Origin of the sequence: Rubrivivax sp. A210 (genome assembly GCF_904426505.1) — a bacterium.
GTDB lineage: Bacteria > Pseudomonadota > Gammaproteobacteria > Burkholderiales > Burkholderiaceae_C > Rubrivivax.
Window position 1 is genome coordinate 1 of record NZ_CAJGBN010000071.1, and the last position, 24,995, is coordinate 24,995.

20 protein-coding genes and 4 tRNA genes are annotated in these 24,995 nt (G+C 66.2%); 1 reads left to right on the forward strand and 23 read right to left on the reverse strand.

What is annotated here, in order from left to right; genetic code table 11:
* The 4 genes from tuf (JMV16_RS22280) to rpsL all read right to left on the reverse strand — a co-directional run.
* A partial coding sequence (tuf, locus tag JMV16_RS22280) for an elongation factor Tu (protein ID WP_201496527.1) occupies window positions 1-1,092 on the reverse strand: 1,092 nt, incomplete at its 3' end.
* 160 nt (window positions 1,093-1,252) lie between these two features.
* On the reverse strand, window positions 1,253-3,355 hold the full coding sequence (gene fusA, locus JMV16_RS22285) for an elongation factor G (RefSeq protein ID WP_201496528.1): 2,103 nt from the start codon (window positions 3,353-3,355) through the stop codon (window positions 1,253-1,255).
* Window positions 3,356-3,434: 79 nt separating this feature from the next.
* Entirely contained in the window at window positions 3,435-3,905 is a 471-nt protein-coding gene (gene rpsG / locus JMV16_RS22290; protein WP_201496529.1) for a 30S ribosomal protein S7, read from the reverse strand.
* Window positions 3,906-4,019: 114 nt separating this feature from the next.
* On the reverse strand, window positions 4,020-4,397 hold the full coding sequence (gene rpsL, locus JMV16_RS22295; RefSeq protein ID WP_201496530.1) for a 30S ribosomal protein S12: 378 nt from the start codon (window positions 4,395-4,397) through the stop codon (window positions 4,020-4,022).
* 199 nt (window positions 4,398-4,596) lie between these two features.
* Between rpsL and JMV16_RS22300 the strand changes: the two genes are divergently transcribed.
* Complete coding sequence (locus JMV16_RS22300) at window positions 4,597-5,046, forward strand: putative toxin-antitoxin system toxin component, PIN family (protein ID WP_201496531.1); 450 nt, start codon at window positions 4,597-4,599, stop codon at window positions 5,044-5,046.
* A 59-nt stretch (window positions 5,047-5,105) separates the two neighbouring features.
* On the opposite strand, the gene rpoC is transcribed toward JMV16_RS22300, so the two are convergent.
* From rpoC to trpE, 19 genes are all read right to left on the reverse strand, one after another.
* On the reverse strand, window positions 5,106-9,329 hold the full coding sequence (rpoC, locus tag JMV16_RS22305; protein ID WP_201496532.1) for a DNA-directed RNA polymerase subunit beta': 4,224 nt from the start codon (window positions 9,327-9,329) through the stop codon (window positions 5,106-5,108).
* 11 nt (window positions 9,330-9,340) lie between these two features.
* Window positions 9,341-13,462 (reverse strand): DNA-directed RNA polymerase subunit beta, encoded by a 4,122-nt coding sequence (gene rpoB, locus JMV16_RS22310; protein ID WP_201496533.1) that lies wholly within the window; start codon window positions 13,460-13,462, stop codon window positions 9,341-9,343.
* 244 nt (window positions 13,463-13,706) lie between these two features.
* On the reverse strand, window positions 13,707-14,084 hold the full coding sequence (gene rplL, locus JMV16_RS22315; protein ID WP_201496534.1) for a 50S ribosomal protein L7/L12: 378 nt from the start codon (window positions 14,082-14,084) through the stop codon (window positions 13,707-13,709).
* 53 nt (window positions 14,085-14,137) lie between these two features.
* The gene (gene rplJ, locus JMV16_RS22320) at window positions 14,138-14,668 is read right to left on the reverse strand and encodes a 50S ribosomal protein L10 (protein ID WP_201496535.1); all 531 of its coding nucleotides are present in this window, start codon (window positions 14,666-14,668) and stop codon (window positions 14,138-14,140) included.
* Between the two features lie 298 nt (window positions 14,669-14,966).
* Window positions 14,967-15,674 carry a 50S ribosomal protein L1 gene (rplA, locus tag JMV16_RS22325; RefSeq protein ID WP_201496536.1) on the reverse strand — a complete coding sequence of 236 codons (708 nt, stop codon included), beginning with the start codon at window positions 15,672-15,674 and terminating at the stop codon, window positions 14,967-14,969.
* A 2-nt stretch (window positions 15,675-15,676) separates the two neighbouring features.
* On the reverse strand, window positions 15,677-16,111 hold the full coding sequence (rplK, locus tag JMV16_RS22330) for a 50S ribosomal protein L11 (protein ID WP_201496537.1): 435 nt from the start codon (window positions 16,109-16,111) through the stop codon (window positions 15,677-15,679).
* A gap of 116 nt (window positions 16,112-16,227) precedes the next feature.
* On the reverse strand, window positions 16,228-16,803 hold the full coding sequence (nusG, locus tag JMV16_RS22335; RefSeq protein ID WP_201496538.1) for a transcription termination/antitermination protein NusG: 576 nt from the start codon (window positions 16,801-16,803) through the stop codon (window positions 16,228-16,230).
* A 9-nt stretch (window positions 16,804-16,812) separates the two neighbouring features.
* Window positions 16,813-17,202, reverse strand: coding sequence for a preprotein translocase subunit SecE (secE, locus tag JMV16_RS22340; protein WP_201496539.1), 390 nt, complete (start codon window positions 17,200-17,202; stop codon window positions 16,813-16,815).
* A gap of 95 nt (window positions 17,203-17,297) precedes the next feature.
* Window positions 17,298-17,373 (reverse strand) — tRNA-Trp (locus JMV16_RS22345).
* Window positions 17,374-17,516: 143 nt separating this feature from the next.
* On the reverse strand, window positions 17,517-18,707 hold the full coding sequence (gene tuf, locus JMV16_RS22350; RefSeq protein WP_201496540.1) for an elongation factor Tu: 1,191 nt from the start codon (window positions 18,705-18,707) through the stop codon (window positions 17,517-17,519).
* A 53-nt stretch (window positions 18,708-18,760) separates the two neighbouring features.
* Window positions 18,761-18,835 (reverse strand) — tRNA-Thr (locus JMV16_RS22355).
* Window positions 18,836-18,910: 75 nt separating this feature from the next.
* Window positions 18,911-18,984 (reverse strand) — tRNA-Gly (locus JMV16_RS22360).
* 75 nt (window positions 18,985-19,059) lie between these two features.
* Window positions 19,060-19,145 (reverse strand) — tRNA-Tyr (locus tag JMV16_RS22365).
* A 33-nt stretch (window positions 19,146-19,178) separates the two neighbouring features.
* Window positions 19,179-19,886, reverse strand: coding sequence for a uracil-DNA glycosylase (locus tag JMV16_RS22370; protein ID WP_201496541.1), 708 nt, complete (start codon window positions 19,884-19,886; stop codon window positions 19,179-19,181).
* Window positions 19,883-20,680, reverse strand: a complete 798-nt coding sequence (trpC, locus tag JMV16_RS22375) for an indole-3-glycerol phosphate synthase TrpC (protein WP_201496542.1) — start codon at window positions 20,678-20,680, stop codon at window positions 19,883-19,885. The genes JMV16_RS22370 and trpC overlap by 4 nt, the downstream gene beginning before the upstream one ends.
* Window positions 20,681-20,683: 3 nt before the next feature.
* Entirely contained in the window at window positions 20,684-21,718 is a 1,035-nt protein-coding gene (trpD, locus tag JMV16_RS22380) for an anthranilate phosphoribosyltransferase (RefSeq protein WP_201496543.1), read from the reverse strand.
* A 10-nt stretch (window positions 21,719-21,728) separates the two neighbouring features.
* Window positions 21,729-22,730: a low-specificity L-threonine aldolase gene (gene ltaE, locus JMV16_RS22385; protein WP_201496544.1), complete on the reverse strand. Its 1,002-nt coding sequence runs from the start codon at window positions 22,728-22,730 to the stop codon at window positions 21,729-21,731.
* On the reverse strand, window positions 22,727-23,317 hold the full coding sequence (locus JMV16_RS22390) for an aminodeoxychorismate/anthranilate synthase component II (protein WP_201496545.1): 591 nt from the start codon (window positions 23,315-23,317) through the stop codon (window positions 22,727-22,729). The genes ltaE and JMV16_RS22390 overlap by 4 nt, the downstream gene beginning before the upstream one ends.
* Before the next feature lie 2 nt (window positions 23,318-23,319).
* Window positions 23,320-24,795: an anthranilate synthase component I gene (trpE, locus tag JMV16_RS22395; protein WP_201496546.1), complete on the reverse strand. Its 1,476-nt coding sequence runs from the start codon at window positions 24,793-24,795 to the stop codon at window positions 23,320-23,322.
* Window positions 24,796-24,995: the final 200 nt, after the last annotated feature.

Sequence of the window (24,995 nt, forward strand, 5' to 3'; positions counted from 1 at the left end):
CTTGACCGTGATGCTGACGTTGTCGCCCGGCATCACCATCTCCTTGTCCTTGGGCAGTTCCACCGCGCCGGTCACGTCCGTCGTGCGGAAGTAGAACTGCGGGCGGTAGTTGTTGAAGAACGGCGTGTGGCGGCCGCCTTCTTCCTTGCTCAGCACGTAGATCTCGGCCGTGAAGTGGGTGTGGGGCTTGACGCTGTTGGGCTTGCACAGCACCTGGCCGCGCTCCACGTCTTCGCGCTTGGTGCCGCGCAGCAGGATGCCGACGTTGTCGCCCGCCTGACCCTGGTCGAGCAGCTTGCGGAACATCTCCACGCCCGTGCAGATGGTCTTTTGCGTGGCGCGGATGCCGACGATCTCGATTTCTTCGCCGACCTTGATGATGCCGCGCTCGACCCGGCCCGTGACCACCGTGCCGCGGCCGGAGATGGAGAACACGTCTTCCACCGGCATCAGGAAGGCGCCGTCAACCGCCCGCTCGGGGTTGGGGATGTAGCTGTCCAGCGCGTCGGCCAGCTTCATGATGGCCTGCTCGCCCAGCGGACCCTTGTCGCCTTCCATGGCCAGCTTGGCGCTGCCGTGGACGATGGGGGTGGCGTCACCGGGGAAATCGTACTTGTCCAGCAGCTCGCGCACTTCCATCTCGACGAGCTCGAGCAGTTCGGCGTCGTCCACCATGTCGCACTTGTTCAGGAACACGATGATGTAGGGCACGCCCACCTGGCGCGCCAGCAGGATGTGCTCGCGGGTCTGGGGCATGGGGCCGTCGGCGGCCGAGCACACCAGGATCGCGCCGTCCATCTGGGCCGCGCCGGTGATCATGTTCTTCACGTAGTCGGCGTGCCCGGGGCAGTCGACGTGCGCGTAGTGGCGGTTGGCGGTTTCGTACTCGACGTGCGCGGTGTTGATCGTGATGCCGCGGGCCTTTTCTTCCGGCGCCGCGTCGATCTGGTCGTAGGCCTTGGCCTCGCCGCCGAACTTGGCCGCCAGCACCGAGGTGATCGCCGCCGTCAGCGTCGTCTTGCCATGGTCCACATGGCCGATCGTGCCCACGTTGACGTGCGGCTTGGTGCGTTCGAATTTACCTTTTGCCATTTCAGTTCACTCCGAAAAGAGCAGTGCCAGTGAGGGGGTTTAGGTTTCCGGCGGACGCTTGATCCGGCTGCCACTGGCAGCAGCCGGGGGACCGCAGAAGACCATCAGAGGTGGGGCCGCGCTGAACACGGCCCGCTGGTAATGTCTTGCTGGTAAGGCCTTACTTGCCGCGCGCCGTGATGATGGCGTCGGCCACGTTCTTGGGCGCTTCGCTGTAGTGCTTGAATTCCATCGTGTAGGTAGCGCGGCCCTGGCTCATCGAGCGCAGCGTGGTGCTGTAGCCGAACATCTCGGACAGCGGCACCTCGGCCTTGATGATCTTGCCGCCGCCGGGCATGTCGTCCATGCCCTGCACCATGCCGCGACGGCTGGACAGGTCGCCCATCACGCCGCCGGCGTAGTCTTCCGGGGTCTCGACTTCCACCGCCATCATCGGCTCCAGGATCACCGGGCTGGCCTTGCGGCAGCCATCCTTGAAACCCATGGACGCGGCCATCTTGAACGCGTTCTCGTTCGAGTCGACCTCGTGGTACGAACCGAAGGTCAGCGAGACCTTCACGTCGACCACCGGATAGCCGGCAAGAACGCCGTTGGGCAGCGTGTCCTCGATGCCCTTCTTGACCGCGGGGATGAACTCGCGCGGCACCACGCCGCCCTTGATGGCGTCGACGAACTCGAAGCCCTTGCCGGGCTCCTGCGGCTCGATCTTCAGCACGACGTGGCCGTACTGGCCCTTGCCACCCGACTGGCGCACAAACTTGCCTTCGACATCGGAGACCGCCTTGCGGATGGTCTCGCGGTAGGCCACCTGCGGCTTGCCGACATTGGCCTCGACGCCGAACTCGCGCTTCATGCGGTCGACGATGATTTCCAGGTGCAGCTCGCCCATGCCGGAGATGATGGTCTGGCCGCTTTCCTCGTCGGTCTTGACGCGGAACGAGGGATCTTCCTGGGCCAGGCGGCCGAGGGCGATGCCCATCTTCTCCTGGTCGGCCTTGGTCTTGGGCTCGACGGCCTGGCTGATGACCGGCTCGGGGAAGATCATCTTTTCCAGCGTGATGATGCTTTCCGGATCGCACAGGGTCTCGCCCGTGGTCACGTCCTTCAGGCCCACGCAGGCGGCGATGTCGCCGGCCAGGATTTCCTTGATTTCTTCGCGCTGGTTGGCGTGCATCTGCAGGATGCGGCCGATGCGCTCTTTCTTGCCGCGAATCGGGTTGAAGACCGAGTCGCCCGACTTCAGCACGCCGGAATACACGCGCACGAAAGTAAGCTGGCCGACGTAGGGGTCGGTCATCAGCTTGAAGGCCAGAGCGGCGAACTTCTCGTCGTCAGCGGCGCGGCGCTCGGTGGGCTTGTCGTCATCGTCGGTGCCCGGCACCGGGGGGATGTCGATGGGCGAGGGCATGAAGTCGATCACGCCGTCGAGCATGCGCTGCACGCCCTTGTTCTTGAAGGCGGTGCCGCAGAACATGGGCTGGATTTCGGCCGCGATGGTGCGCGTGCGGATGCCGTTCTGGATTTCCTTCTCGGTCAGCTCGCCCGTTTCCAGGTACTTGTTCATCAGCTCTTCGCTGGCTTCGGCGGCGGCTTCAACCATGTTCTCGCGCCACTTCTGCGCTTCTTCGCGCAGTTCGGCCGGGATCTCGTGGTACGCGAACTTCATGCCCTGCGAGGCCTCGTCCCAGATGATGGCCTTCATCACGATGAGGTCGATCACGCCGGTGAAGTTTTCTTCGGCGCCGATGGGGATGACGATGGGCACCGGGTTGGCCTTCAGGCGCGCCTTCATCTGGTCGTAGACCTTGAAGAAGTTGGCACCCGTGCGGTCCATCTTGTTGACGAAGGCCAGGCGCGGCACCTTGTACTTGTTGGCCTGGCGCCAGACGGTTTCGGACTGCGGCTGCACGCCGCCCACCGCGCAGTACACCATACAGGCACCGTCGAGCACGCGCATCGAACGCTCCACCTCGATGGTGAAGTCGACGTGCCCGGGGGTGTCGATGATGTTGATGCGGTGCTCGGGATGGGAAAGGTCCATGCCCTTCCAGAAGCAGGTCGTCGCGGCCGAGGTGATCGTGATCCCGCGCTCCTGCTCCTGCTCCATCCAGTCCATCGTGGCGGCGCCATCGTGGACTTCACCGATCTTGTGGTTCACACCTGTGTAGAACAGGATGCGCTCGGTGGTGGTGGTCTTGCCGGCATCGATGTGCGCGCTGATGCCGATGTTGCGGTAGCGCTCGATGGGGGTCTTGCGGGCCATGATCAATCTCCAAATGCAGGGGCCGCCGACGGGTTGGTACTAACCCGTAAAGGCGGCCGGGGGCTGCGTGAGTCGGTTCTTAGAAGCGGAAGTGCGAGAACGCCTTGTTCGCTTCTGCCATGCGGTGTACTTCGTCGCGCTTCTTCACCGCGCCGCCACGGCCTTCGCTGGCTTCGAGCAGCTCGTTGGCCAGACGTGCGGCCATCGACTTCTCGCCGCGCTTGCGCGCGCTTTCCTTGAGCCAGCGCATGGCCAGGGCCTGACGGCGGACGGGGCGAACTTCCACGGGAACTTGGTAGTTCGCACCGCCCACGCGGCGGGACTTGACCTCAACCATCGGCTTGATGTTGTTGAGCGCGACCATGAAGATCTCGAGCGGATCCTTCTGCGCCTTTTGCTCGACCTGCTCGAGCGCACCGTAGATGATGCGCTCGGCGACGGCCTTCTTGCCCGATTCCATGATGACGTTCATGAACTTGGACAAGTCGACGGAGCCGAACTTCGGGTCAGGCAGGATCTCGCGCTTGGGTACTTCGCGACGACGTGGCATGGGTGTAATCCTCTTTCGGTTTCAGTTGGTGCCGCTGTTCGGGCGGCACCGCGAAGAGCCAGCAGGCCCTTCACTTACTCGGCAGACCCATCCTGGGCTTGCCGCAATGGCTGTTTAGGCCTTCTTCGGGCGCTTGGCGCCGTACTTGGAGCGCGATTGCTTGCGATCCTTGACGCCTTGCAGGTCGAGCGAGCCGCGCACGATGTGGTAGCGCACGCCCGGCAGATCCTTGACGCGACCGCCGCGCACGAGCACCACGCTGTGCTCCTGCAGGTTGTGGCCCTCACCGCCGATGTAGCTGATGATCTCGAAGCCGTTGGTCAGGCGCACCTTGGCCACCTTGCGCAGCGCCGAGTTCGGCTTCTTGGGCGTGGTGGTGTAGACGCGCGTGCAGACGCCGCGGCGCTGCGGCGAGTTCTGCATCGCCGGCGACTTGCTCTTGGTGGCCTCGACCTGGCGGCCTTGGCGCACGAGCTGGTTGATGGTTGGCATTGTTGCTTGTTCCCGTTTGAAGCTACGCGTTCTCGGGCGAGCGGTGGCTGCAAAGCAGGGCACCCGGCGCCGCACCCCATCGCGGCCCATCGCCAGACGCACACCAGGGTGCCGGGAGGGGTCGAACGCGGGCGCGGCTCTATCCGCCGAAAAGCCTTCCATTATATTCGGGAAACTCTGGGCGGCAAGCCTGTCTGACATGGAATTCAATACAGCCCGGCCCGAGGCGCCCGCCGCGGTGCTGGACACCAATGTGGCGCTCGACTGGCTGCTGTTCGGCGACGCCTCGGTCGCACCACTGGGCGATGCCATCAGCACGGGCCGGTTGCGCTGGCTGGCCTGCCCTCGCATGCGCGAGGAATTCTCCCGTGTGCTGCAGTATTCTCAGCTTGTGGCTCACAAGCCCGACAGTGAGCGCCTGCTGACCGCCTATGACCGCTGGGCCCGCATGGTGGAGGCCCCGGTGGCGCTGGCGACGAATCCCGCCTGCACCGACCCCGACGACCAGGTCTTCATCGACCTTGCGCTGGCCCGCGGCACGCGCTGGCTCTTCACCCGCGACCGCGCGCTGCTCAAGCTGGCGCGGCGAGTACAACCTCGCGGGCTGGATATCGTCACCCCGGCGGCCTGGCGGATGGAGAGCGCCTAGGGCGCCAGACGGAAAAAAAGGGCGGCCGAGGCCGCCCTTCCCGTGGTCGCCGGCGAGGCCTATTCGGCGGTCTCGCTGCCGGCGGCGGCGTCGATCTTGGACAGCTGCACGGCGGCCAGTTCCTCGGCCTCCTGCATGGCAATGGCGCGGCGCTCGCTCTCGTCCATCTCTTCCTTGGCCTTGCGCGCCAGGTGGAAGGCCATGCCGGTGCCCGCGGGGATCAGGCGGCCGACGATGACGTTCTCCTTCAGGCCGCGCAGCTCGTCGCGCTTGCCCATGATGGCCGCCTCGGTCAGCACCCGGGTCGTTTCCTGGAAGGAAGCGGCCGAGATGAAGCTGTCCGTGGACAGGCTGGCCTTGGTGATGCCCAGCAGCACGTCGGCGTGGGTCGCCGGCAGCTTGCCTTCGGCGCGCAGGCGCTCGTTGGTGTTGAGCAACTCCGAGCGCTCGACCTGTTCGCCGGCGATGTAGCTGCTGTCGCCGACGTTGGTGATCTGCACGCGGCGCAGCATCTGGCGCACGATCACCTCGATGTGCTTGTCGTTGATCTTCACGCCCTGCAGGCGGTAGACGTCCTGCACCTCGTCGACGATGTAGCGCGCCAGTTCCTCGATGCCCAGCAGGCGCAGGATGTCCTGCGGGTCGGCGCTGCCGTCGACCACCAGTTCGCCACGGTTGACCACCTGGCCTTCGTGGACCAGGATGTTCTTTTCCTTGGCGACCAGTTCCTCGTGCACCGTGCCTTCGGGGCTGGTGATCTGCAGGCGGTTCTTGCCCTTGGTCTCCTTGCCGAAGCTGATGGTGCCGGTGATCTCGGCCAGCGTGCCCACGTCCTTCGGTGAACGGGCCTCGAACAGCTCGGCCACACGCGGCAGACCGCCCGTGATGTCACGCGTCTTCTGGCCTTCCATCGGGATGCGCGCCAGCACTTCGCCGGGGCCCAGGTCCTGGCCGTCGCGCACCTGGATCAGCGCGCCCACCGGGAAGCCGATGGTCACGGCGTGGTCGGTGCCGGGGATCTTGACCTCGACACCGGCGGCATCGAGCAGCTTGACCTGCGGACGCACGACCTTGGCAGCGCCGCGGCGCTTGGGGTCGATGACGACCAGGGTCGACAGGCCGGTGACCTCGTCGACCTGCTTGGCGACGGTGACGCCTTCCTCGACGTTCTCGAACTTCGCCCGGCCGGCGAACTCGGTGATGATGGGCCGCGTCAGCGGATCCCAGTTGGCCAGCACGGTGCCGGCCTTGAGCTGCTGGTCGGGCTTGATGTTCAGCGTCGCACCATAGGGCAGCTTGTGGCGCTCGCGCTCGCGGCCATGCTGGTCGCTGATGACGATTTCGCCCGAACGCGAGATCACCACCAGCACGCCCTTGGCGTTGGTGACGTAGCGCATCGTGGCATTGAAGCCGATGATGCCGTCGCTCTTGGCCTCGACGCTGCTGGCCACCGCCGCACGCGAGGCCGCTCCGCCGATGTGGAAGGTGCGCATCGTGAGCTGGGTGCCCGGCTCGCCGATGGACTGGGCGGCGATCACGCCCACGGCCTCGCCGGTGTTGACCAGGCCGCCGCGGCCGAGGTCGCGGCCGTAGCACTTGGCGCACAGGCCGAAGCGCGTGTCGCAGGTCAGCGGCGTGCGCACCTTGACCTCGTCGACGCCGGCGGCCTCGAGCACGTCGAGCGCGTCTTCATCGAGCATCTGGCCGCCACCCATCAGGATTTCCTGGGTCTCGGGATGCGGAACCTCGATGGCGGTAACGCGGCCGAGGATGCGGTCGCGCAGCGATTCGATGACCTCGCCGCCTTCAACCAGGGCGCGCATGTTCATGCCGTTCTGGGTGCCGCAGTCGTCTTCGGTAACCACCAGATCCTGGGTCACGTCGACCAGGCGGCGCGTCAGGTAGCCGGAGTTCGCGGTCTTCAGCGCCGTGTCCGCCAGGCCCTTGCGGGCGCCGTGGGTGGAGATGAAGTACTGCAACACGTTCAGGCCTTCACGGAAGTTGGCCGTGATGGGCGTTTCGATGATGGAGCCGTCGGGCTTGGCCATCAGGCCGCGCATGCCGGCCAGCTGGCGGATCTGCGCGGCGGAGCCGCGCGCACCCGAGTCGGCCATCATGTAGATGGAGTTGAAGGACTCCTGGTCCACCATCTTGCCGTGGCGGTCGGCCACCTTCTGCTTGGAGAGCTGGGCCATCATGACCTTGCCCACCTCGTCACCCGTCTTGCCCCAGATGTCGACGACCTTGTTGTAGCGCTCGCCGGCGGTCACCAGGCCCGAGACGTACTGCTGCTCGATCTCCTTGACTTCCTTCTCGGCGCGTTCGATCAGGCCCGGCTTCTCCTTGGGCACCAGCATGTCGTCGATGGCGATCGAGATGCCGGCACGCGTGGCCAGCCGGAAGCCGCTCTGCAGCAGCTTGTCGGCAAAGATCACGGTGTCCTTGAGGCCGCACTTGCGGAAGCTGGCGTTGATGAGACGCGAGATTTCCTTCTTCTTGAGCGCCTTGTTGATGTTGGCGAAAGGCAGGCCCTTGGGCAGGATTTCGCTCAGCAGCGCGCGGCCCACGGTGGTCTCGACCAGCTTGGTCTCGGCCACGAACTCGCCGGTGTCCTTGTTCTTGACCCACTCGGTCAGGCGCACGTTGACCTTGGCGGTGATCTCGACGACGCCGTTGTCCAGCGCACGCTGCAGTTCCAGCAGGTCGGCGAAGATCATGCCTTCGCCGCGGCCGTTGATGCGCTCGCGGGTGGCGTAGTACAGGCCCAGCACCACGTCCTGGCTCGGCACGATGGAGGGCTCGCCGTTGGCCGGGAACAGCACGTTGTTCGAGGCCAGCATCAGCGTGCGGGCTTCCATCTGCGCCTCGATGGACAGCGGCACATGGACGGCCATCTGGTCACCGTCGAAGTCGGCGTTGAAGGCCGAGCAGACCAGCGGATGCAGCTGGATGGCCTTGCCTTCGATCAGCACCGGCTCGAAGGCCTGGATGCCCAGGCGGTGCAGCGTCGGCGCGCGGTTCAGGAGGATCGGGTGTTCCTTGATGACTTCTTCGAGGATGCCCCACACCACCGGCGTGCCGCTCTCGACTTCCTTCTTCGCCGCCTTGATGGTGGTGGCGATGCCCATCGCCTCCAGCCGGCTGAAGATGAAGGGCTTGAACAGCTCGATGGCCATCAGCTTGGGCAGGCCGCACTGGTGCAGCTTGAGCGTCGGGCCGACGACGATGACCGAACGGCCCGAGTAGTCGACGCGCTTGCCCAGCAGGTTCTGGCGGAAGCGGCCGCTCTTGCCCTTGATCATGTCGGCCAGCGACTTGAGCGCGCGCTTGTTGGCGCCCGTCATGGCCTTGCCGCGGCGGCCGTTGTCGAGCAGGCTGTCGACGGCTTCCTGCAGCATGCGCTTCTCATTGCGCACGATGATCTCGGGCGCCTTCAGCTCCAGCAGCCGCGCGAGGCGGTTGTTGCGGTTGATGACGCGGCGGTAGAGGTCGTTCAGGTCAGACGTGGCGAAGCGGCCACCGTCCAGGGGAACGAGCGGGCGCAGGTCGGGCGGCAGCACCGGCAGCACTTCCATCACCATCCAGTGGGGACGGATGCCGCTCTTCTTGAAGGCCTCGAGCACCTTCAGGCGCTTGGAGTTCTTCTTGATCTTCAGCTCGGAGCCGGTGAGATCGTTGCGGATCTTGTCGATCTCCGCATCGATGTCCATTTCCTCGAGCAGCTTCTTGATGCCCTCGGCGCCCATCAGGGCGACGAACTCGTCACCGTACTCGGCGTGCTTGGCCTCCCAGTCGTCCTCGGACATGATGCTGAACTTCTTCAGCGGCGTCATGCCGGGGTCGACCACCACATACGCTTCGAAGTACAGCACGCGCTCGATGTCGCGCAGCGTCATGTCCAGCACCAGGCCCAGGCGCGAAGGCAGGCTCTTGAGGAACCAGATGTGGGCGCAGGGCGCGGCCAGGTCGATGTGGCCCATGCGCTCGCGGCGCACCTTGGTCTGCGTGACCTCGACGCCGCACTTCTCGCAGATCACGCCGCGGTGCTTGAGGCGCTTGTACTTGCCGCACAGGCACTCGTAGTCCTTGATGGGGCCAAAGATCTTGGCGCAGAACAGGCCGTCGCGTTCCGGCTTGAAGGTGCGGTAGTTGATGGTCTCGGGCTTCTTCACCTCGCCGAACGACCAGCTGCGGATCTTCTCCGGGCTGGCCAGTCCGATCTTGATGGCATCGAAATGCTCATCGGGGGTGAACTGCTTGAAAAGGTCGAGTAGTCCCTTCATGCGACGGCTCCTTAATTGCGTTCGAGTTCAATGTCGATGCCAAGGGAGCGAATCTCCTTGACCAGGACATTGAAGGATTCCGGCATGCCGGCTTCGATGGCGTGCTCGCCCTTGACGATGGACTCGTACACCTTGGTACGGCCGTTCACGTCGTCGGACTTGACAGTCAACATCTCCTGCAGGATGTAGCTGGCGCCATAGGCTTCCAGCGCCCAGACCTCCATCTCACCGAAGCGCTGGCCGCCGAACTGCGCCTTGCCGCCCAGCGGCTGCTGGGTGACGAGCGAGTACGGGCCGGTGGAGCGCGCGTGCATCTTGTCGTCGACCAGGTGGTGCAGCTTGAGCACATGCATGTAGCCCACCGTGACCGGGCGCTCGAACTGTTCGCCGGTGCGACCGTCGGACAGCCAGGCCTGGGTGCGCGTGGCGGTCAGGCCCTTCTTGGCGGCGATGTCATCCGGGTAGGCCAGGCGCAGCATCGCGCGCACGTCCTCTTCGGCGGCACCGTCGAACACCGGCGTCGCGAAGGGCACGCCGTGCTGCAGGTTCTGCGCCATCTCGATGACCTGGTCGTCGCTCAGCTCCTCGATGCGCTCGCTCTTGCCGTCGCTCTTGTTGTAGAGCTCGTCGAAGAACTTGCGCAACTCGGCCACGCGGGATTGCTCCTGCAGCATGTTGCCGATGCGCTGGCCAATGCCCTTGCCGGCCCAGCCGAGGTGGACCTCGAGCACCTGGCCCACGTTCATCCGCGAGGGCACGCCCAGCGGGTTGAGCACGATGTCGCAGGGCGTGCCGTCGGCCATGTAGGGCATGTCCTCGACCGCGGTGATCTTGGACACCACGCCCTTGTTGCCGTGGCGGCCGGCCATCTTGTCGCCGGGCTGCAGGCGGCGCTTGACGGCCAGGTAGACCTTCACCATCTTCAGCACGCCGGCCGGCAGCTCATCGCCCTGCGTCAGCTTCTTGCGCTTCTCTTCGAAGGCGAGGTCGAAGCTGTGGCGGGTCTGATCGTTGGCGTTCTTGATGCTTTCGAGCTGGTTGGCCACCTCGTCGTCGGCCGGGCGGATGTCGAACCAGTGGTACTTCTCGACCGAGGCCAGGTAGTCCTTGCTGATGACCGTGCCCTTGGCAATCTTCTGCGGGCCGCCGTTGGCGGGCTTGCCCACCAGCAGCTTCTCGATACGGTCGAAGGCGTCGGCCTCGACGATGCGCAGCTGGTCGTTCAGGTCCAGCCTGAAGCGCTTGAGTTCGTCGTCGATGATCTGCTGGGCGCGCTTGTCGCGCTGGATGCCTTCGCGGGTGAAGACCTGCACGTCGATGACGGTGCCGTTCGTGCCCTGGTCGACGCGCAGGCTGGTGTCCTTCACGTCGGACGCCTTCTCGCCGAAGATGGCGCGCAGAAGCTTTTCTTCCGGCGTCAGCGTTGTCTCGCCCTTGGGCGTGACCTTGCCCACCAGCACGTCGCCGGGATTGACCTCGGCGCCGATGTAGACGATGCCGCTCTCGTCCAGGCGAGCCAGTTGCTGCTCGCTCAGGTTGGGGATGTCGCGGGTGATTTCCTCGCTGCCCAGCTTGGTGTCGCGCGCCATCACCACCAGTTCCTCGATGTGGATCGAGGTGTAGCGGTCTTCGGCAACGACGCGTTCGCTGATCAGGATCGAGTCTTCGAAGTTGTAGCCGTTCCAGGGCATGAAGGCCACCAGCATGTTCTGGCCCAGGGCGAGCTCGCCCAGGTCGGTGCTGGCGCCGTCGGCCACCACGTCCATCGCCGCCACCAGATCGCCACGCTTGACGATGGGGCGCTGGTGGATGTTGGTGTTCTGGTTGGAACGCTGGTACTTTATGAGGTTGTAGATGTCGACGCCCACCTCGCCGGCCACCGTCTCGGCGTCATTGACGCGGATCACGATGCGGTTGGTGTCGACGTAGTCGACGATGCCGCCGCGGCGGGCCGTGACCACGGTGCCAGAGTCGACCGCGGCGACGCGCTCGACGCCGGTACCGACCAGGGCCTTCTCGGGGCGCAGCACCGGCACGGCCTGGCGCTGCATGTTGGCGCCCATCAGCGCGCGGTTGGCGTCGTCGTGCTCCAGGAAGGGCACGAGGCTGGCCGCGACCGACACGATCTGCGCCGGCGCCACATCCATGTACTGCACGCGCTCGGGGCTGAGCAGCACCGATTCGCCCTTCTCGCGGGCGCTCACCAGCTCGTCGACAAGCTTGCCGTCCTTGTCCAGGCCGGCATTGGCCTGGGCGATGACGTACTTGCCTTCCTCGATGGCCGAGAGGTAGTCGATCTGGTCGGTGACCTTGCCGTCCATCACGCGGCGGTAGGGCGTCTCGAGGAAGCCGTACTCGTTGAGCTGGGCGAACAGCGACAGCGAGTTGATAAGGCCGATGTTCGAGCCTTCCGGCGTCTCGATCGGGCACACGCGGCCGTAGTGGGTGGGGTGGACGTCGCGCACCTCGAAGCCGGCGCGCTCGCGCGTCAGGCCGCCCGGGCCCAGGGCCGAGACGCGCCGCTTGTGCGTGATCTCGGACAGCGGGTTGGTCTGGTCCATGAACTGCGACAGCTGCGACGCACCGAAGAACTCCTTCAGCGCCGCGGAGATCGGCTTGGAGTTGATCAGGTCGTGCGGCATCAGCGCCTCGGTCTCGGCCTGGCCCAGACGTTCCTTGACGGCCTTCTCGATGCGGGCCAGGCCCGAGCGGTACTGGTTCTCGGCCAGCTCGCAGACGCAGCGCACACGGCGGTTGCCGAGGTGGTCGATGTCGTCGACGTCGCCATTTCCGTTGCGCAGGTCGACCAGGATCTTGACGACGTCCAGGATGTCCTCGTTGGACAGCGTCATCTTGCCTTCGGGCACGTCACGCCCGACGCGGGCGTTGAACTTCATGCGGCCGACGCGGCTGAGGTCGTAGGTGTCCTCGCTGTAGAAGAGGCGGTGGAACAGGGCTTCCACGGCGTCTTCGGTGGGCGGCTCGCCGGGGCGCATCATGCGGTAGATGGCCACGCGGGCGGCCAGCTGATCGGCAGTCTCGTCGCTGGCCAGGGTCTGGCTGATGTAGGCGCCCTGGTTCAGCTCGTTGGTGAACAGGCAGTGGATGTCCTTGATGCCGGCGCCGCGCAGCTTCTTGAGCACGGCCTCGGTCAGCTCGTCGTTGGCCTTGGCGACGATTTCGCCGGTGTCGGTGTCGACCATGTTGCGCGCAAGCACGCGGCCGACGAGGAAGTCTTCCGGCACGCTGACGAAGCCGGTGCCGGCGGTCTCGAGCTGGCGCACATGGCGCGCCGTAATGCGCTTGTCCTTCTCGACGACGACGTTGCCCGCCTTGTCGGTGAGGTCGAAACGCGCCACCTCGCCCTTGAGGCGCTCGGGCACGAACTCCATCTGCGCGCCCGTGTCCATCAGGCGGAAATGGTCGAAGACGAAGAAGTGCGACAGGATCTGCTCAGGGTTGAGGCCAATGGCCTTGAGCAGGATGGTGACCGGCATCTTGCGGCGGCGATCGACCCGGAAGTAAAGGATGTCCTTGGGGTCGAACTCGAAGTCCAGCCAGGAGCCGCGGTAGGGAATGATGCGGGCGCTGAACAGCAGCTTGCCCGAGCTGTGCGTCTTGCCCTTGTCGTGCTCGAAGAACACGCCCGGGCTGCGGTGCAACTGCGACACGATCACGCGCTCGGTGCCGTTGACGATGAAGGAGCCGTAGTCGGTCATCAGGGGCACCTCGCCCATGTAGACCTCTTGTTCCTTGATCTCCTTGACCTGCTTGGCCGGGTGCGATTCCCGGTCGTAGATGATCATCTGCAGCTTGGCGCGCACCGCGGCGGCGAAGGTCAGGCCGCGCTGCTGGCATTCACGGACATCGAAGGCCGGCTTGGCGATGTTGTATTCCGTGAACTTCATCTCCACGAAGCCGTTGTGCGACGTGATCGGGAAGGCGGACAGAAAGGCCGCCTGCAGCCCCTCGGGCTTGCGCTTCTGCGGCGGTACATCCTTCTGCAGGAAGGCGACATAGCTGTCGCTCTGCATGGTCAACAGGTAGGGAACCTTGAGAACGCTCTCACGCTTGCCGAAGCTCTTGCGGATCCGCTTGCGCTCGGTATAGGTGTAGGGGGTTGCTTGCGCCATTGAACTCTCCGTGTCGAGAGCACCCGCTGGCCTAGCGGATGCTCGTCGGCGACTGGCGACTCGGACTTTGCGTCCGAGGCTTGGTGGCAGGCCACTACCTGCCGCTGGCGGACAACCCCGGCGTTGCACCGGAGCCCGACCAAACCCGTTCCCTGCAGTCGGATCAGAGAACACTTGCAAGCACGGCACGCCGCGCTTGCAGGTGCTCCCTGGGGCGCTTGACGCGCACCGGGGAGCGACTGCCTTACTTCACCTCGGCCTTGGCGCCGGCGTCCAGCAGCTTCTTCAGCGCGGCTTCGGCATCGGCCTTGGGAATGGCTTCCTTGACGGGCTTCGGAGCGCCGTCCACCAGATCCTTGGCTTCCTTCAGGCCCAGGCCCGTCAGTTCGCGCACGGCCTTGATGACCGAGACCTTGTTGGCGCCGGCTTCCAGCAGCACGACGTTGAATTCGGTCTTCTCTTCCACCACGGCGGCGGCGGCGCCGCCGCCACCGGCGGCCGGGGCAGCCATGGATGCGGCGGACACGCCGAACTTCTCTTCGATGGCCTTGACCAGGTCGTTGAGTTCCATGACGGACATGCTGTCCATCGCGCTCAGGAATGCGTCTTTATCGAATGCCATTTGGGATTCCTCTAAATCGGTTCAGTTCAATGATTGGGATGCAAAGCTCGGGATCAGGCTGCCGCCGGCGCTTCGGCCGCGACTTCGGGGCTCGCGCCCCCGCCCTTCTTCTCGGCCAGCGCGGCCACCACCGCGGCAAGGCGTTGGATCGGCGACTTCAGCAAGCCGGCGACCTGCGAGATCAACACCTCGCGGCTCGGGATGGCTGCCAGGGCCTTGACCCCGTCGGCATTCAGTGCCCGGCCGGCATAGGCGCCGCCCTTGATGACAAGCTTGTCGTTGCTCTTGGCGAAGTCGGAAATGACCTTCGCCGCGGCCACGGCATCCTCGGAAAAGCCGTAGATCAGCGGGCCGACCATGGCACCCTGGGCCACCTCGAACGGCGTGCCGGCGACGGCGCGGCGAGCCAGCGTGTTCTTCAAGACATGAAGGTACACGCCCTTGGCTCGCGCATCGACGCGCAGCTTGTTCAGGTGTTCCACGGTGAGGCCACGGTACTCGGCCAACGCCAGCGTCTGCGAACGTGCGGCTTGCGCCGACACATCCGTGACCACGGCTGCCTTCTCGTTGCGATTGAGACTCAAGTGGTCTGCTCCTCACACAAAACGTGCGAAACGTGCCTTGGGGCCTTGCAGCCCGTCCGGCACACCGGATTCAGCAGCCATCTGTTCACAGGAAACGCCCAAAAAGCACTCCTCTTCACAGCGGGACCGCCATCTGCGCTGGCTGCGAGACGGGCCTTGCGGCCTGTCTCGCAATTAAGGGCGCGCCGCTTGCACGCCGCATCCCGCCAACGGTCTTGGATGACCCGGCCGCCTTGCGGCAACCGGCCCACCAATTCAGGGGCGGCGCGCCAGACTCGCGCGCCGCCACAAAAAACATTTACGCCGCGGCCTGGGTCGCAATCGACTGGGTGTCGACGCGCACGCCCACGCCCATGGTCGAAGACACCGCCACCTTGCGCAGGTAGATGCCCTTGCTGGAGGCCGGCTTGGCCTTGTTGAGGGCGTCGATCAGGGCGCGCAGGTTGTCCACCAGCTTGCCGTCTTCGAAGGAGCGGCGGCCGATGGTGCCGTGGATGATGCCGGCCTTGTCGACGCGGAACTGCACCTGACCGGCTTTGGCGTTCTTCACCGCGGTGGCCACGTCGGGCGTCACGGTGCCGACCTTGGGGTTCGGCATCAGGCCGCGCGGGCCCAGGATCTGGCCCAGGGTACCGACGATGCGCATCGTGTCCGGCGAAGCGATCACGACGTCGAAGTCCATCTTGCCGGCCTTGATCTCGGCCGCCAGGTCGTCCATGCCGACGATGTCGGCACCGGCCGCCTTGGCCTCTTCGGCTTTCGCTCCTTGAGCGAACACCGCCACGCGCTTGGTCTTGCCGGTGCCCGCGGGCATCACGACGGCACCGCGCACCACCTGGTCGGACTTCTTGGCGTCGATGCCCAGCTGCACGGCGACGTCGATGGACTCGTCGAACTTGGCGGTGGCGCACTGCTTGACGATGCTCAGGGCATCGGCCAGGGGGTACAGCTTGTTGCTGTCGACCTTGCCTTGCTGGGCCTTGGTCTTCTTGGTCAGCTTGGTCATGTTCAGACTCCTTCCACGATCAAGCCGATGGAACGGGCCGAGCCCGCAATGATCTTGACCGCACCGTCCAGATCGGCGGCGTTCAGATCCTTCATCTTGATCTTGGCGATTTCTTCGAGCTGAGCGCGCGTGACCTTGCCCACCTTGTCCAGGTGCGCCTTGCCGGAGCCCTTGTCGATCTTGGCGGCCTTCTTCAGCAACGCGGTCGCGGGCGGCGACTTGATAATGAAGGTGAAGCTCTTGTCGGCGAAGGCCGTGATCACCACCGGCAGCTTCATGCCGATTTCGAAGCCCTGCTGGGTCTGGGCGTTGAACGCCTTGCAGAACTCCATGATGTTCAGGCCGCGCTGGCCCAGTGCCGGGCCGATGGGCGGCGACGGATTGGCCTTGCCGGCCGGTACTTGCAGCTTGATGAAGCCGACGATCTTCTTTGCCATGAATGGCTCCTATTTCGAGTTCGAACGCTGCCGGACTCGCGCCGCGGAACAGCTCCTCGTGCAACAGCCCTGGGTTGAAGCGGCGCGCCGGGGCTGCGGCAGCGCGCCGAAGGGAATCAAATCTTCTCGACCTGCGCGAAGTCGAGTTCAACGCCGGTGGCGCGGCCGAAGATGGTGACCGAAACCTTGACCTTGCTCTTCTCGTAGTTGACGTCTTCGACCGCACCGTTGAAGTCGGTGAAGGGGCCTTCCTTGACGCGCACGAACTCGCCCACGGTCCATTCAACCTTGGGCCGCGGCTTGTCCACGCCTTCCTGCATCTGGTTGACGATTTTGGCCACCTCGGCCTCGGAGATCGGCGCCGGGCGGTTGCGCGCACCGCCGATGAAACCGGTGACCTTGCTGGTGTGCTTGACCAGGTGCCAGGTGTCGTCGGCCATCTCCATCTCGACCAGCACATAGCCGGGGTAGATGCGGCGCTCGGTGACGCTCTTCTTGCCGTTCTTGAGCTCGACCACCTCCTCGGTGGGCACCAGGATGCGGCCGAACTTGTCCTGCATGCCGGCACGGTCGATGCGCTCGCGCAAATTGCGCTCGACCGCCTTTTCCATGCCTGAATAGGCATGCACGATGTACCAGCGCTTGGTCGACGGGGCAGCGCTGGCTGCCGGTGATTCGAGTTGTTCGCTCATCGGGTGTCCTCAGTGGCTCCAACCCAGGATCAGGTCATACAAGACCCATTCCAGCGTCTTGTCGGTCAGCCACATGTACAGCGCCATCAGAAAGACGAAGGCGAAAACATAGCCCGTCATCTGCATGGCTTCCTTGCGCGTCGGCCAGACGACCTTCTTGACCTCGCGCACCGAGTCGCGGCCGAAGCCTATGAGCTGCTTGCCCGACTCGGACGTGAAGAACAGCGCGATGGCAGCGCCGAGCAGGGCCAACAGGGCCAGCACGCGCAGCCACAGATCCTGCTTTCCGAGGTAGTAGAAGGCGACAACCGAGGCCAGCAACAGCACCGCGGCGCCGGCCAGCTTGGCCTTGTCGGCACCGGTGGAAACGGTTTCGACGGTTGGTTCTTGGGTGGACATGACCTTGGGTTCTCTGTGCTGCCAATCAGCAGCAAAGCCCGCGAGCCTTTTCAGGCCCTGCGGGCTGGCTTTTCGGGGCCATCCGGATCACCGGGTGGCAGGGGCAGAGGGAATCGAACCCCCAACCTTCGGTTTTGGAGACCGACGCTCTGCCAATTGAGCTATACCCCTTCCGTTCGCCTTGCTTTGCTGCTGCGCACCGACATCGCGACCTTCACGTGCTCGCCGTACCGGAGTACGGCTGTGCGCGGTTCAGGCCACGCTGACGGTGCTCGCGACGCAAATCAAGGCGTACGACACTTGGCGAATTCCGGTTATTCGATGATCTTGGCGACGACGCCGGCGCCGACGGTGCGGCCGCCTTCACGGATGGCGAAGCGCAGGCCTTCTTCCATCGCGATCGGCGCGATCAGCTTGACCGTGATGCTGACGTTGTCGCCCGGCATCACCATCTCCTTGTCCTTGGGCAGTTCCACCGCGCCGGTCACGTCCGTCGTGCGGAAGTAGAACTGCGGGCGGTAGTTGTTGAAGAACGGCGTGTGGCGGCCGCCTTCTTCCTTGCTCAGCACGTAGATCTCGGCCGTGAAGTGGGTGTGGGGCTTGACGCTGTTGGGCTTGCACAGCACCTGGCCGCGCTCCACGTCTTCGCGCTTGGTGCCGCGCAGCAGGATGCCGACGTTGTCGCCCGCCTGACCCTGGTCGAGCAGCTTGCGGAACATCTCCACGCCCGTGCAGATGGTCTTTTGCGTGGCGCGGATGCCGACGATCTCGATTTCTTCGCCGACCTTGATGATGCCGCGCTCGACCCGGCCCGTGACCACCGTGCCGCGGCCGGAGATGGAGAACACGTCTTCCACCGGCATCAGGAAGGCGCCGTCAACCGCCCGCTCGGGGTTGGGGATGTAGCTGTCCAGCGCGTCGGCCAGCTTCATGATGGCCTGCTCGCCCAGCGGACCCTTGTCGCCTTCCATGGCCAGCTTGGCGCTGCCGTGGACGATGGGGGTGGCGTCACCGGGGAAATCGTACTTGTCCAGCAGCTCGCGCACTTCCATCTCGACGAGCTCGAGCAGTTCGGCGTCGTCCACCATGTCGCACTTGTTCAGGAACACGATGATGTAGGGCACGCCCACCTGGCGCGCCAGCAGGATGTGCTCGCGGGTCTGGGGCATGGGGCCGTCGGCGGCCGAGCACACCAGGATCGCGCCGTCCATCTGGGCCGCGCCGGTGATCATGTTCTTCACGTAGTCGGCGTGCCCGGGGCAGTCGACGTGCGCGTAGTGGCGGTTGGCGGTTTCGTACTCGACGTGCGCGGTGTTGATCGTGATGCCGCGGGCCTTTTCTTCCGGCGCCGCGTCGATCTGGTCGTAGGCCTTGGCCTCGCCGCCGAACTTGGCCGCCAGCACCGAGGTGATCGCCGCCGTCAGCGTCGTCTTGCCATGGTCCACATGGCCGATCGTGCCCACGTTGACGTGCGGCTTGGTGCGTTCGAATTTACCTTTTGCCATCTTGAGCGCTCCTGGCTGAAACGAGTTCTGGAACCGAATACACGAAGAAGACGTGGTGCCCATGGCGCGGATCGAACGCGCGACCTCCCCCTTACCAAGGGGGTGCTCTACCACTGAGCCACATGGGCATCGGTACGGGGCTGGCGACCTGGCAGCCGGATCGGCAGACCCGTAACGACGCTGAAAAACTAAGAACCTCGGCCTGGAGCGGGAGACGGGAATCGAACCCGCGTCATTAGCTTGGAAGGCTAAGGTTCTGCCATTGAACTACTCCCGCTAGGATGACCTGACGAGCCCCGAACAACGGTCTCTGACGACCTTCTAACGACCCACTAACCTCTCAACTGGTCTCTGGTGGAGGAGGCTGGATTCGAACCAGCGTAGGCGTAAGCCAACAGATTTACAGTCTGCCCCCTTTAGCCACTCGGGCACCCCTCCTCGCAGAGCCTGTGAGTATAGCACGGCTTTTGATCAGGGCAGTGCCCAATCCACGGCGCCACGTCCGGCCTGGGCCAGGAAGCGGCTGGCGGCGCCGAAATGTCCGCAGCCCAGGAAGGGTGCGGGCGTGCGCAGTGCCGACAGCGGCGACGGGTGGTTGCACTGCAGCACCGCATGCGGCCCGCCCTGCAGCCGCGGCGCCAGCGCTTGCGCATGCGCGCCCCAGAGCAGGAAGACCTTGGGCCGGGCGTCGCGCGCCAGCGCGTCGCACAGCGCGTCGGCAAGCCCCTGCCAGCCCAGCTGGGCATGGCTGGCGGGCTGGCCGTCCTCGACCGTCAGGCTCCGGTTGAGCAGCAGCACGCCGCGGCCGGCCCAGGCCGCCAGCGAGCCGCCGGCCGGTGTGGCCTGGCCCAGATCGCGCTGCAGTTCCTTGAAGATGTTGCGCAGGCTGGGCGGGATGCGCTGGCCGGCCGGAACCGAGAACGCCAGGCCCTCGGCCTGGCCGGCGCCGTGGTAGGGATCCTGACCCAGGATGACGACGCGGGTGTCGGCCAGCGGCGTGAGTTCGAGCGCGCGAAAGACCTGGGCCGGATAAACCACCGCGCCGGCCACGACGCGCGCATCAACGGCATTGATCAGCGCCCGGCCGGTGGCGCCGGCCGCCCAGGCGCGCAGCAGCGGCGCCCAATCGTTGGCCACGCCGTCGACCAGGCCGGCCAGCGGCTGCGCCAGCCGGTTCACGCGAACAACGCCGCCAGTGCCGCGCCGGGGTTCTGGGCGCGCATGAAGGCCTCGCCGACCAGGAAGGCATGCACCTCCGCTTCGCGCATGCGCTGCACATCGCCGCGCACCAGGATGCCGGACTCGGTGACCAGCAGGCGGTCGGCCGGCACACGCGGCAGCAAGGTGATCGTCGTGTCCAGAGTCACCTCGAATGTCTTGAGGTTGCGGTTGTTGATGCCCAGCAGCGGCGTCTTCAGACGCAGCGCACGGTCGAGTTCCGCGGCATCGTGGACCTCCACCAGCACGGCCAGGCCCTGCGCCATCGCGCAGGCTTCCAGGTCGGCCATCTGCGCATCGTCCAGGCAGGCGGCGATGAGCAGGATGCAGTCGGCGCCCAGCGCACGCGCCTCGACGACCTGGTATTCGTTGACCATGAAGTCCTTGCGCAGCACCGGCAGCGCGCAGGCGGCGCGCGCCTGCTGCAGAAAGGCGGCCGAGCCCTGGAAGAAGCGCTCGTCGGTGAGCACGCTCAAGGCCGCAGCGCCGCCCGCCTCATAACTGGCGGCGATCTCGGCCGGCACGAAATGCTCGCGCAGCACGCCCTTGCTGGGGCTGGCCTTCTTGACCTCGGCGACAACGGCGGCGCGGCCGGCGGCCACCTTGGCGCGCAGCGCGGCCTCGAAGCCGCGCAGGTCGCCGGCGCGGTTGCGCGCCTCGGCCTCGTCGCGCCAGCTCGCCAGGCTGCGGCGGCCGCGCGCGGCGGCGACTTCCTCGTGCTTGACGGCGACGATGCGCTGCAGGATGTCGGACATGGCTCAGGCCGGGCGGAACTTGTTGCTGAAGGCGACGTACTGGCTCAGCTTGGCCTGGGCCTTGCCCGAGGCCACGGCCTCGCGGGCGCGCTTCACGCCCTCGGCCACCGAGGCGGCAACGCCGGCACAGTGCAGCGCGGCGCCGGCGTTGAGCAGCACGATGTCGCGCAGGGGGCCGTCCTCGTTGGCCAGCACGCGCTGGATGCACTGCACCGATTCGTCGCGGTTGGCCACCTTGAGCACGCGCGTGTCGTAGACCGGCAGGCCGAAATCGCTGGGGTGGACGACGTACTCGCGCACTTCGCCGTCCTTTAACTCGCCCACCGCCGATTCGCCCGACAGCGACAGCTCGTCCATGCCGTTCATGCCGTGGACCACCATCACATGCTCGCTGCCCAGGCGCTGCAGCACGCGCACCAGGATGCCGACCAGGTCGGGGTGGAACACGCCCAGCAGCTGGTTGGGCGCCCCGGCCGGGTTGGTGAGCGGGCCCAGGATGTTGAACAGCGTGCGCACGCCCAGTTCCTTGCGCACCGGCGCCGCGTGGCGCATGGCCGCGTGGTGGTTGGGCGCGAACATGTAGGCAATGCCGGTCTCTTCGAGGCACGTCGCCACCTGAGCGGGCGCCAACGTGATGCAGGCGCCCAGCGCCTCCATCACGTCGGCCGAGCCGCTGGTGGACGAGACGGCGCGACCGGCGTGCTTGGCCACGCGCGCACCGGCCGCCGCCGCGACGAAGGTGCTGGCAGTGGAGATGTTGAAGCTGTGTGCGCCGTCGCCGCCGGTGCCGACGATGTCGACCAGGCCGCGGCGGTCGGCCACCGGCACCGGCGTGGCGAACTCGCGCATCACCTGGGCCGCGGCCGCGATCTCGCCCACGGTCTCCTTCTTGACGCGAAGGCCGATGGCCAGGGCCGCGATCATCACCGGCGACATCTCGCCGCTCATGATGCGGCGCATCAGCGCCAGCATCTCGTCGTGGAAGATCTCGCGGTGCTCGATGACGCGGGTCAGCGCCTCGCTGTCGGTGATGGGCATGGTGGGCTTCCTAGAGGGTCTCGCGCAGGATGGTCAGGGCGGCGGCGATGTCGGCGGCGCCCACGTCGAGGTGGGTCACCAGGCGCAGGCGGTACAGCCCGGTACACAGCAGGCCGCGGGCGCGCAGGCGTTCGACGACACCGGCGGCGCGCGCCGGGTCGAGGTCGACGAAGACGATATTGCTCTGCGGCGGCAGCACCGTGACGCCCGGCAGGCCGGCCAGGCCCTCGGCCAGGCGGCGCGCATGGGCGTGGTCTTCGGCCAGGCGCTCGACGTGGTGGTCGAGCGCATACAGCGCCGCCGCCGCCAGCACGCCGGCCTGGCGCAGGCCGCCGCCCAGCATCTTGCGGATGCGGTGGGCGCGGGCGATGAAGTCGCGACTGCCCGCCAGCGCCGAGCCGGCCGGCGCACCCAGGCCCTTGCTGAAGCAGATCGAGACGCTGTCGAAGGGCCGCGCCAGCTCGGCCGCCGCCACGCCGGACGCGACGGCGGCGTTGAACAGGCGCGCGCCGTCCAGGTGGGTGGCGAGGCCGCGGCCGTGGGCCAGCGCGGTGGCGGCCTGCACGTAGGCCGGTGGCAACACCTGGCCGCCCCAGGTGTTCTCCAGCGCCAACAGCCGCGTGACGGCGAAGTGGGCATCGTCGGGCTTGATCGCGGCCTCGATGTCGGCCAGCGCCATCGTGCCGTCGGCCGCCTGGGCCAGCGGCTGCGGCTGGATGCTGCCCAGCACCGCGGCGCCGCCGGCCTCCCAGCGGTAGGTGTGGGCCATCTGGCCGACGAGGTACTCGTCGCCGCGCTGGCAGTGGCTCATCAGCGCGCACAGATTGCTCTGGGTGCCGGTGGGCATGAAGAGCGCCGCTTCCTTGCCCAGTTCGGCCGCGACACGCGCCTGCAGCGCATTGACGGTGGGGTCGTCGCCGAAGACGTCGTCGCCCACCTCGGCCGCCGCCATCGCCGCGCGCATCGCGGCCGTGGGCCGCGTGACGGTGTCGCTGCGCAGGTCGATGGTCATTGCGCGCGCCCCATCTGCAGGAAGTTGCGCAGCATTGCGTGGCCGTGCTCGCTGAGTATGGATTCGGGGTGGAACTGCACGCCCTCCAGCGGCGTGGCGGTGCCGGCCAGCTCGCGGTGGCGCACGCCCATGATCTCGCCGTCTTCCGAGGTCGACGTCACCTCCAGCACGGCCGGCAGCGATGCGCGCTCGATGGCCAGCGAGTGGTAGCGGATGACGCTGAACTGCCGCGGCAGACCTTCGTAGACGCCGCGGCCATCGGTGGCGATGGTGCTGGCCTTGCCGTGCATCTGCACCTGGGCCCGCACCACCTTGCCGCCCAGCGCCGCGCCCATGGCCTGGTGGCCCAGGCACACGCCCAGCAGCGGCAGCTTGCCGGTGAAGTGGCGGATCGCTTCTATGCAGATGCCGGCTTCGGCCGGGCTGCAGGGGCCGGGCGACAGCACCAGGCGCGCCGGCTTCAGCTCGGCGATGCCCTCGACGGTGATCTCGTCGTTGCGGAACACCCTCACCTCTTCGCCGAGCTCGCCGAAGTACTGCACCAGGTTGAAGGTGAAGCTGTCGTAGTTGTCGATCATCAGCAGCATGGTCAGAACCCCTCTTCGACCAGCTCGGCCGCGCGGATCAGGGCGCGCGCCTTGTGCTCGGTCTCGCGCCATTCCATCTCGGGCACCGAATCGGCCACGATGCCGGCGGCCGCCTGCACGTACAAGGTGTTGTCCTTGACGATGCCGGTGCGGATGGCGATGGCCACGTCCATGTCACCGGCATAGCTGAGGTAGCCGCAGGCGCCGCCGTAGATGCCGCGCTTGATGGGTTCGAGCTCGTCGATGATCTCCATCGCGCGGATCTTGGGCGCGCCGGTCAGGGTGCCGGCCGGGAAGGTGGCGCGCAGCACGTCGAGGTTGCTCATGCCATCTTCCAGCAGGCCCTCGACATTGCTGACGATGTGCATCACATGCGAATAGCGCTCGATCACGAAGGCGTCGCTGACCTTGACGCTGCCGGTCTTGGCGATGCGGCCGATGTCGTTGCGCGCCAGGTCGATCAGCATCAGGTGCTCGGCGCGCTCTTTCGGGTCGGCCGACAGCTCGGCCTCGAGCGCCTTGTCGGCCTCGGGCGTGGCGCCGCGCGGGCGCGTGCCGGCCAGCGGGCGGATCGTGACCTTGTCGCCCGCCGGCGTGTGCTCGCGCCGCACCAGGATCTCGGGGCTGGCGCCGACGATCTGGAAGTCGCCCATGTCGTAGAAATACATGTAAGGCGAAGGATTCAGCGAGCGCAGCGCGCGGTACAGCGAAAGCGGGCTCTCGGTGTAGCGCTTCTTCAGGCGCTGGCCGATTTGCACCTGCATCATGTCGCCGGCGGCGATGTACTCCTTGCCGCGCGCCACGGCGGCCAGGTAGTCGGCCTTGTCGAACTCGCGCTCGACGCTGTAGCTGGGGCCGCGCTTGACCGGCGGTGCGGTGACGCTGTAGCGCAGCTTGTCGGCCAGTTCCGAGAGCCGCCGCTTGCCGTTGAAATAGGCCTCGGGCCGCGCCGGGTCGGCCCAGACGATGAGGTACAGGCGCCCCGAGAGGTTGTCGATGACGGCCAGTTCCTCGCAGTGCAGCAACTGGATGTCGGGCGTGGCGATGCCGCCGCTCTTCCAGGTCTTGGCGAGCTTGGGCTCGATGAATCGCACCGCGTCGTAGCCGAAGTAGCCCGCCAGGCCACCGCAGAAACGCGGCAGGCCCGGGCGCAGCGCCGGCTTGAAGCGCTGCTGGTAGGCGGCCACGAAGTCCAGCGGATTGCCGTCATGCGTCTCGACCACCTGCCCGTCGGTGACGACCTCACTCCTGAAGCCGCTGGCGCGCAGCAGGGTGCGCGCCGGCAGGCCGATGAAGGAGTAGCGGCCGAAGCGCTCGCCCCCCACCACCGATTCGAGCAGGAAGCTGCAGGGCGCGCCGCCGGCCAGCTTGAGGTACAGCGACAGCGGCGTCTCAAGGTCGGCGAAGGCCTCCTTGATGAGCGGGATGCGGTTGTAGCCTTGCGCGGCAAGGCTCTGGAATTCGAGTTCAGTGATCACGGGGCTACCTTCTGACACGGCGACCGCCACCACGGCGGGCGACGGTCTGGACGGGGGGCCGGGCGCGGGGCCCGGAAGGCGCCTTGGCAGGCGCGGACGTCAGGGGGTCAGGGCAAGCGACGCCAGGGCCAGGCTCCCCGGTCGCGAGGACCGGGCCGGCGGGCGGCGTAGGCTGGAGAATGCACTTGTGAAAGATGGAA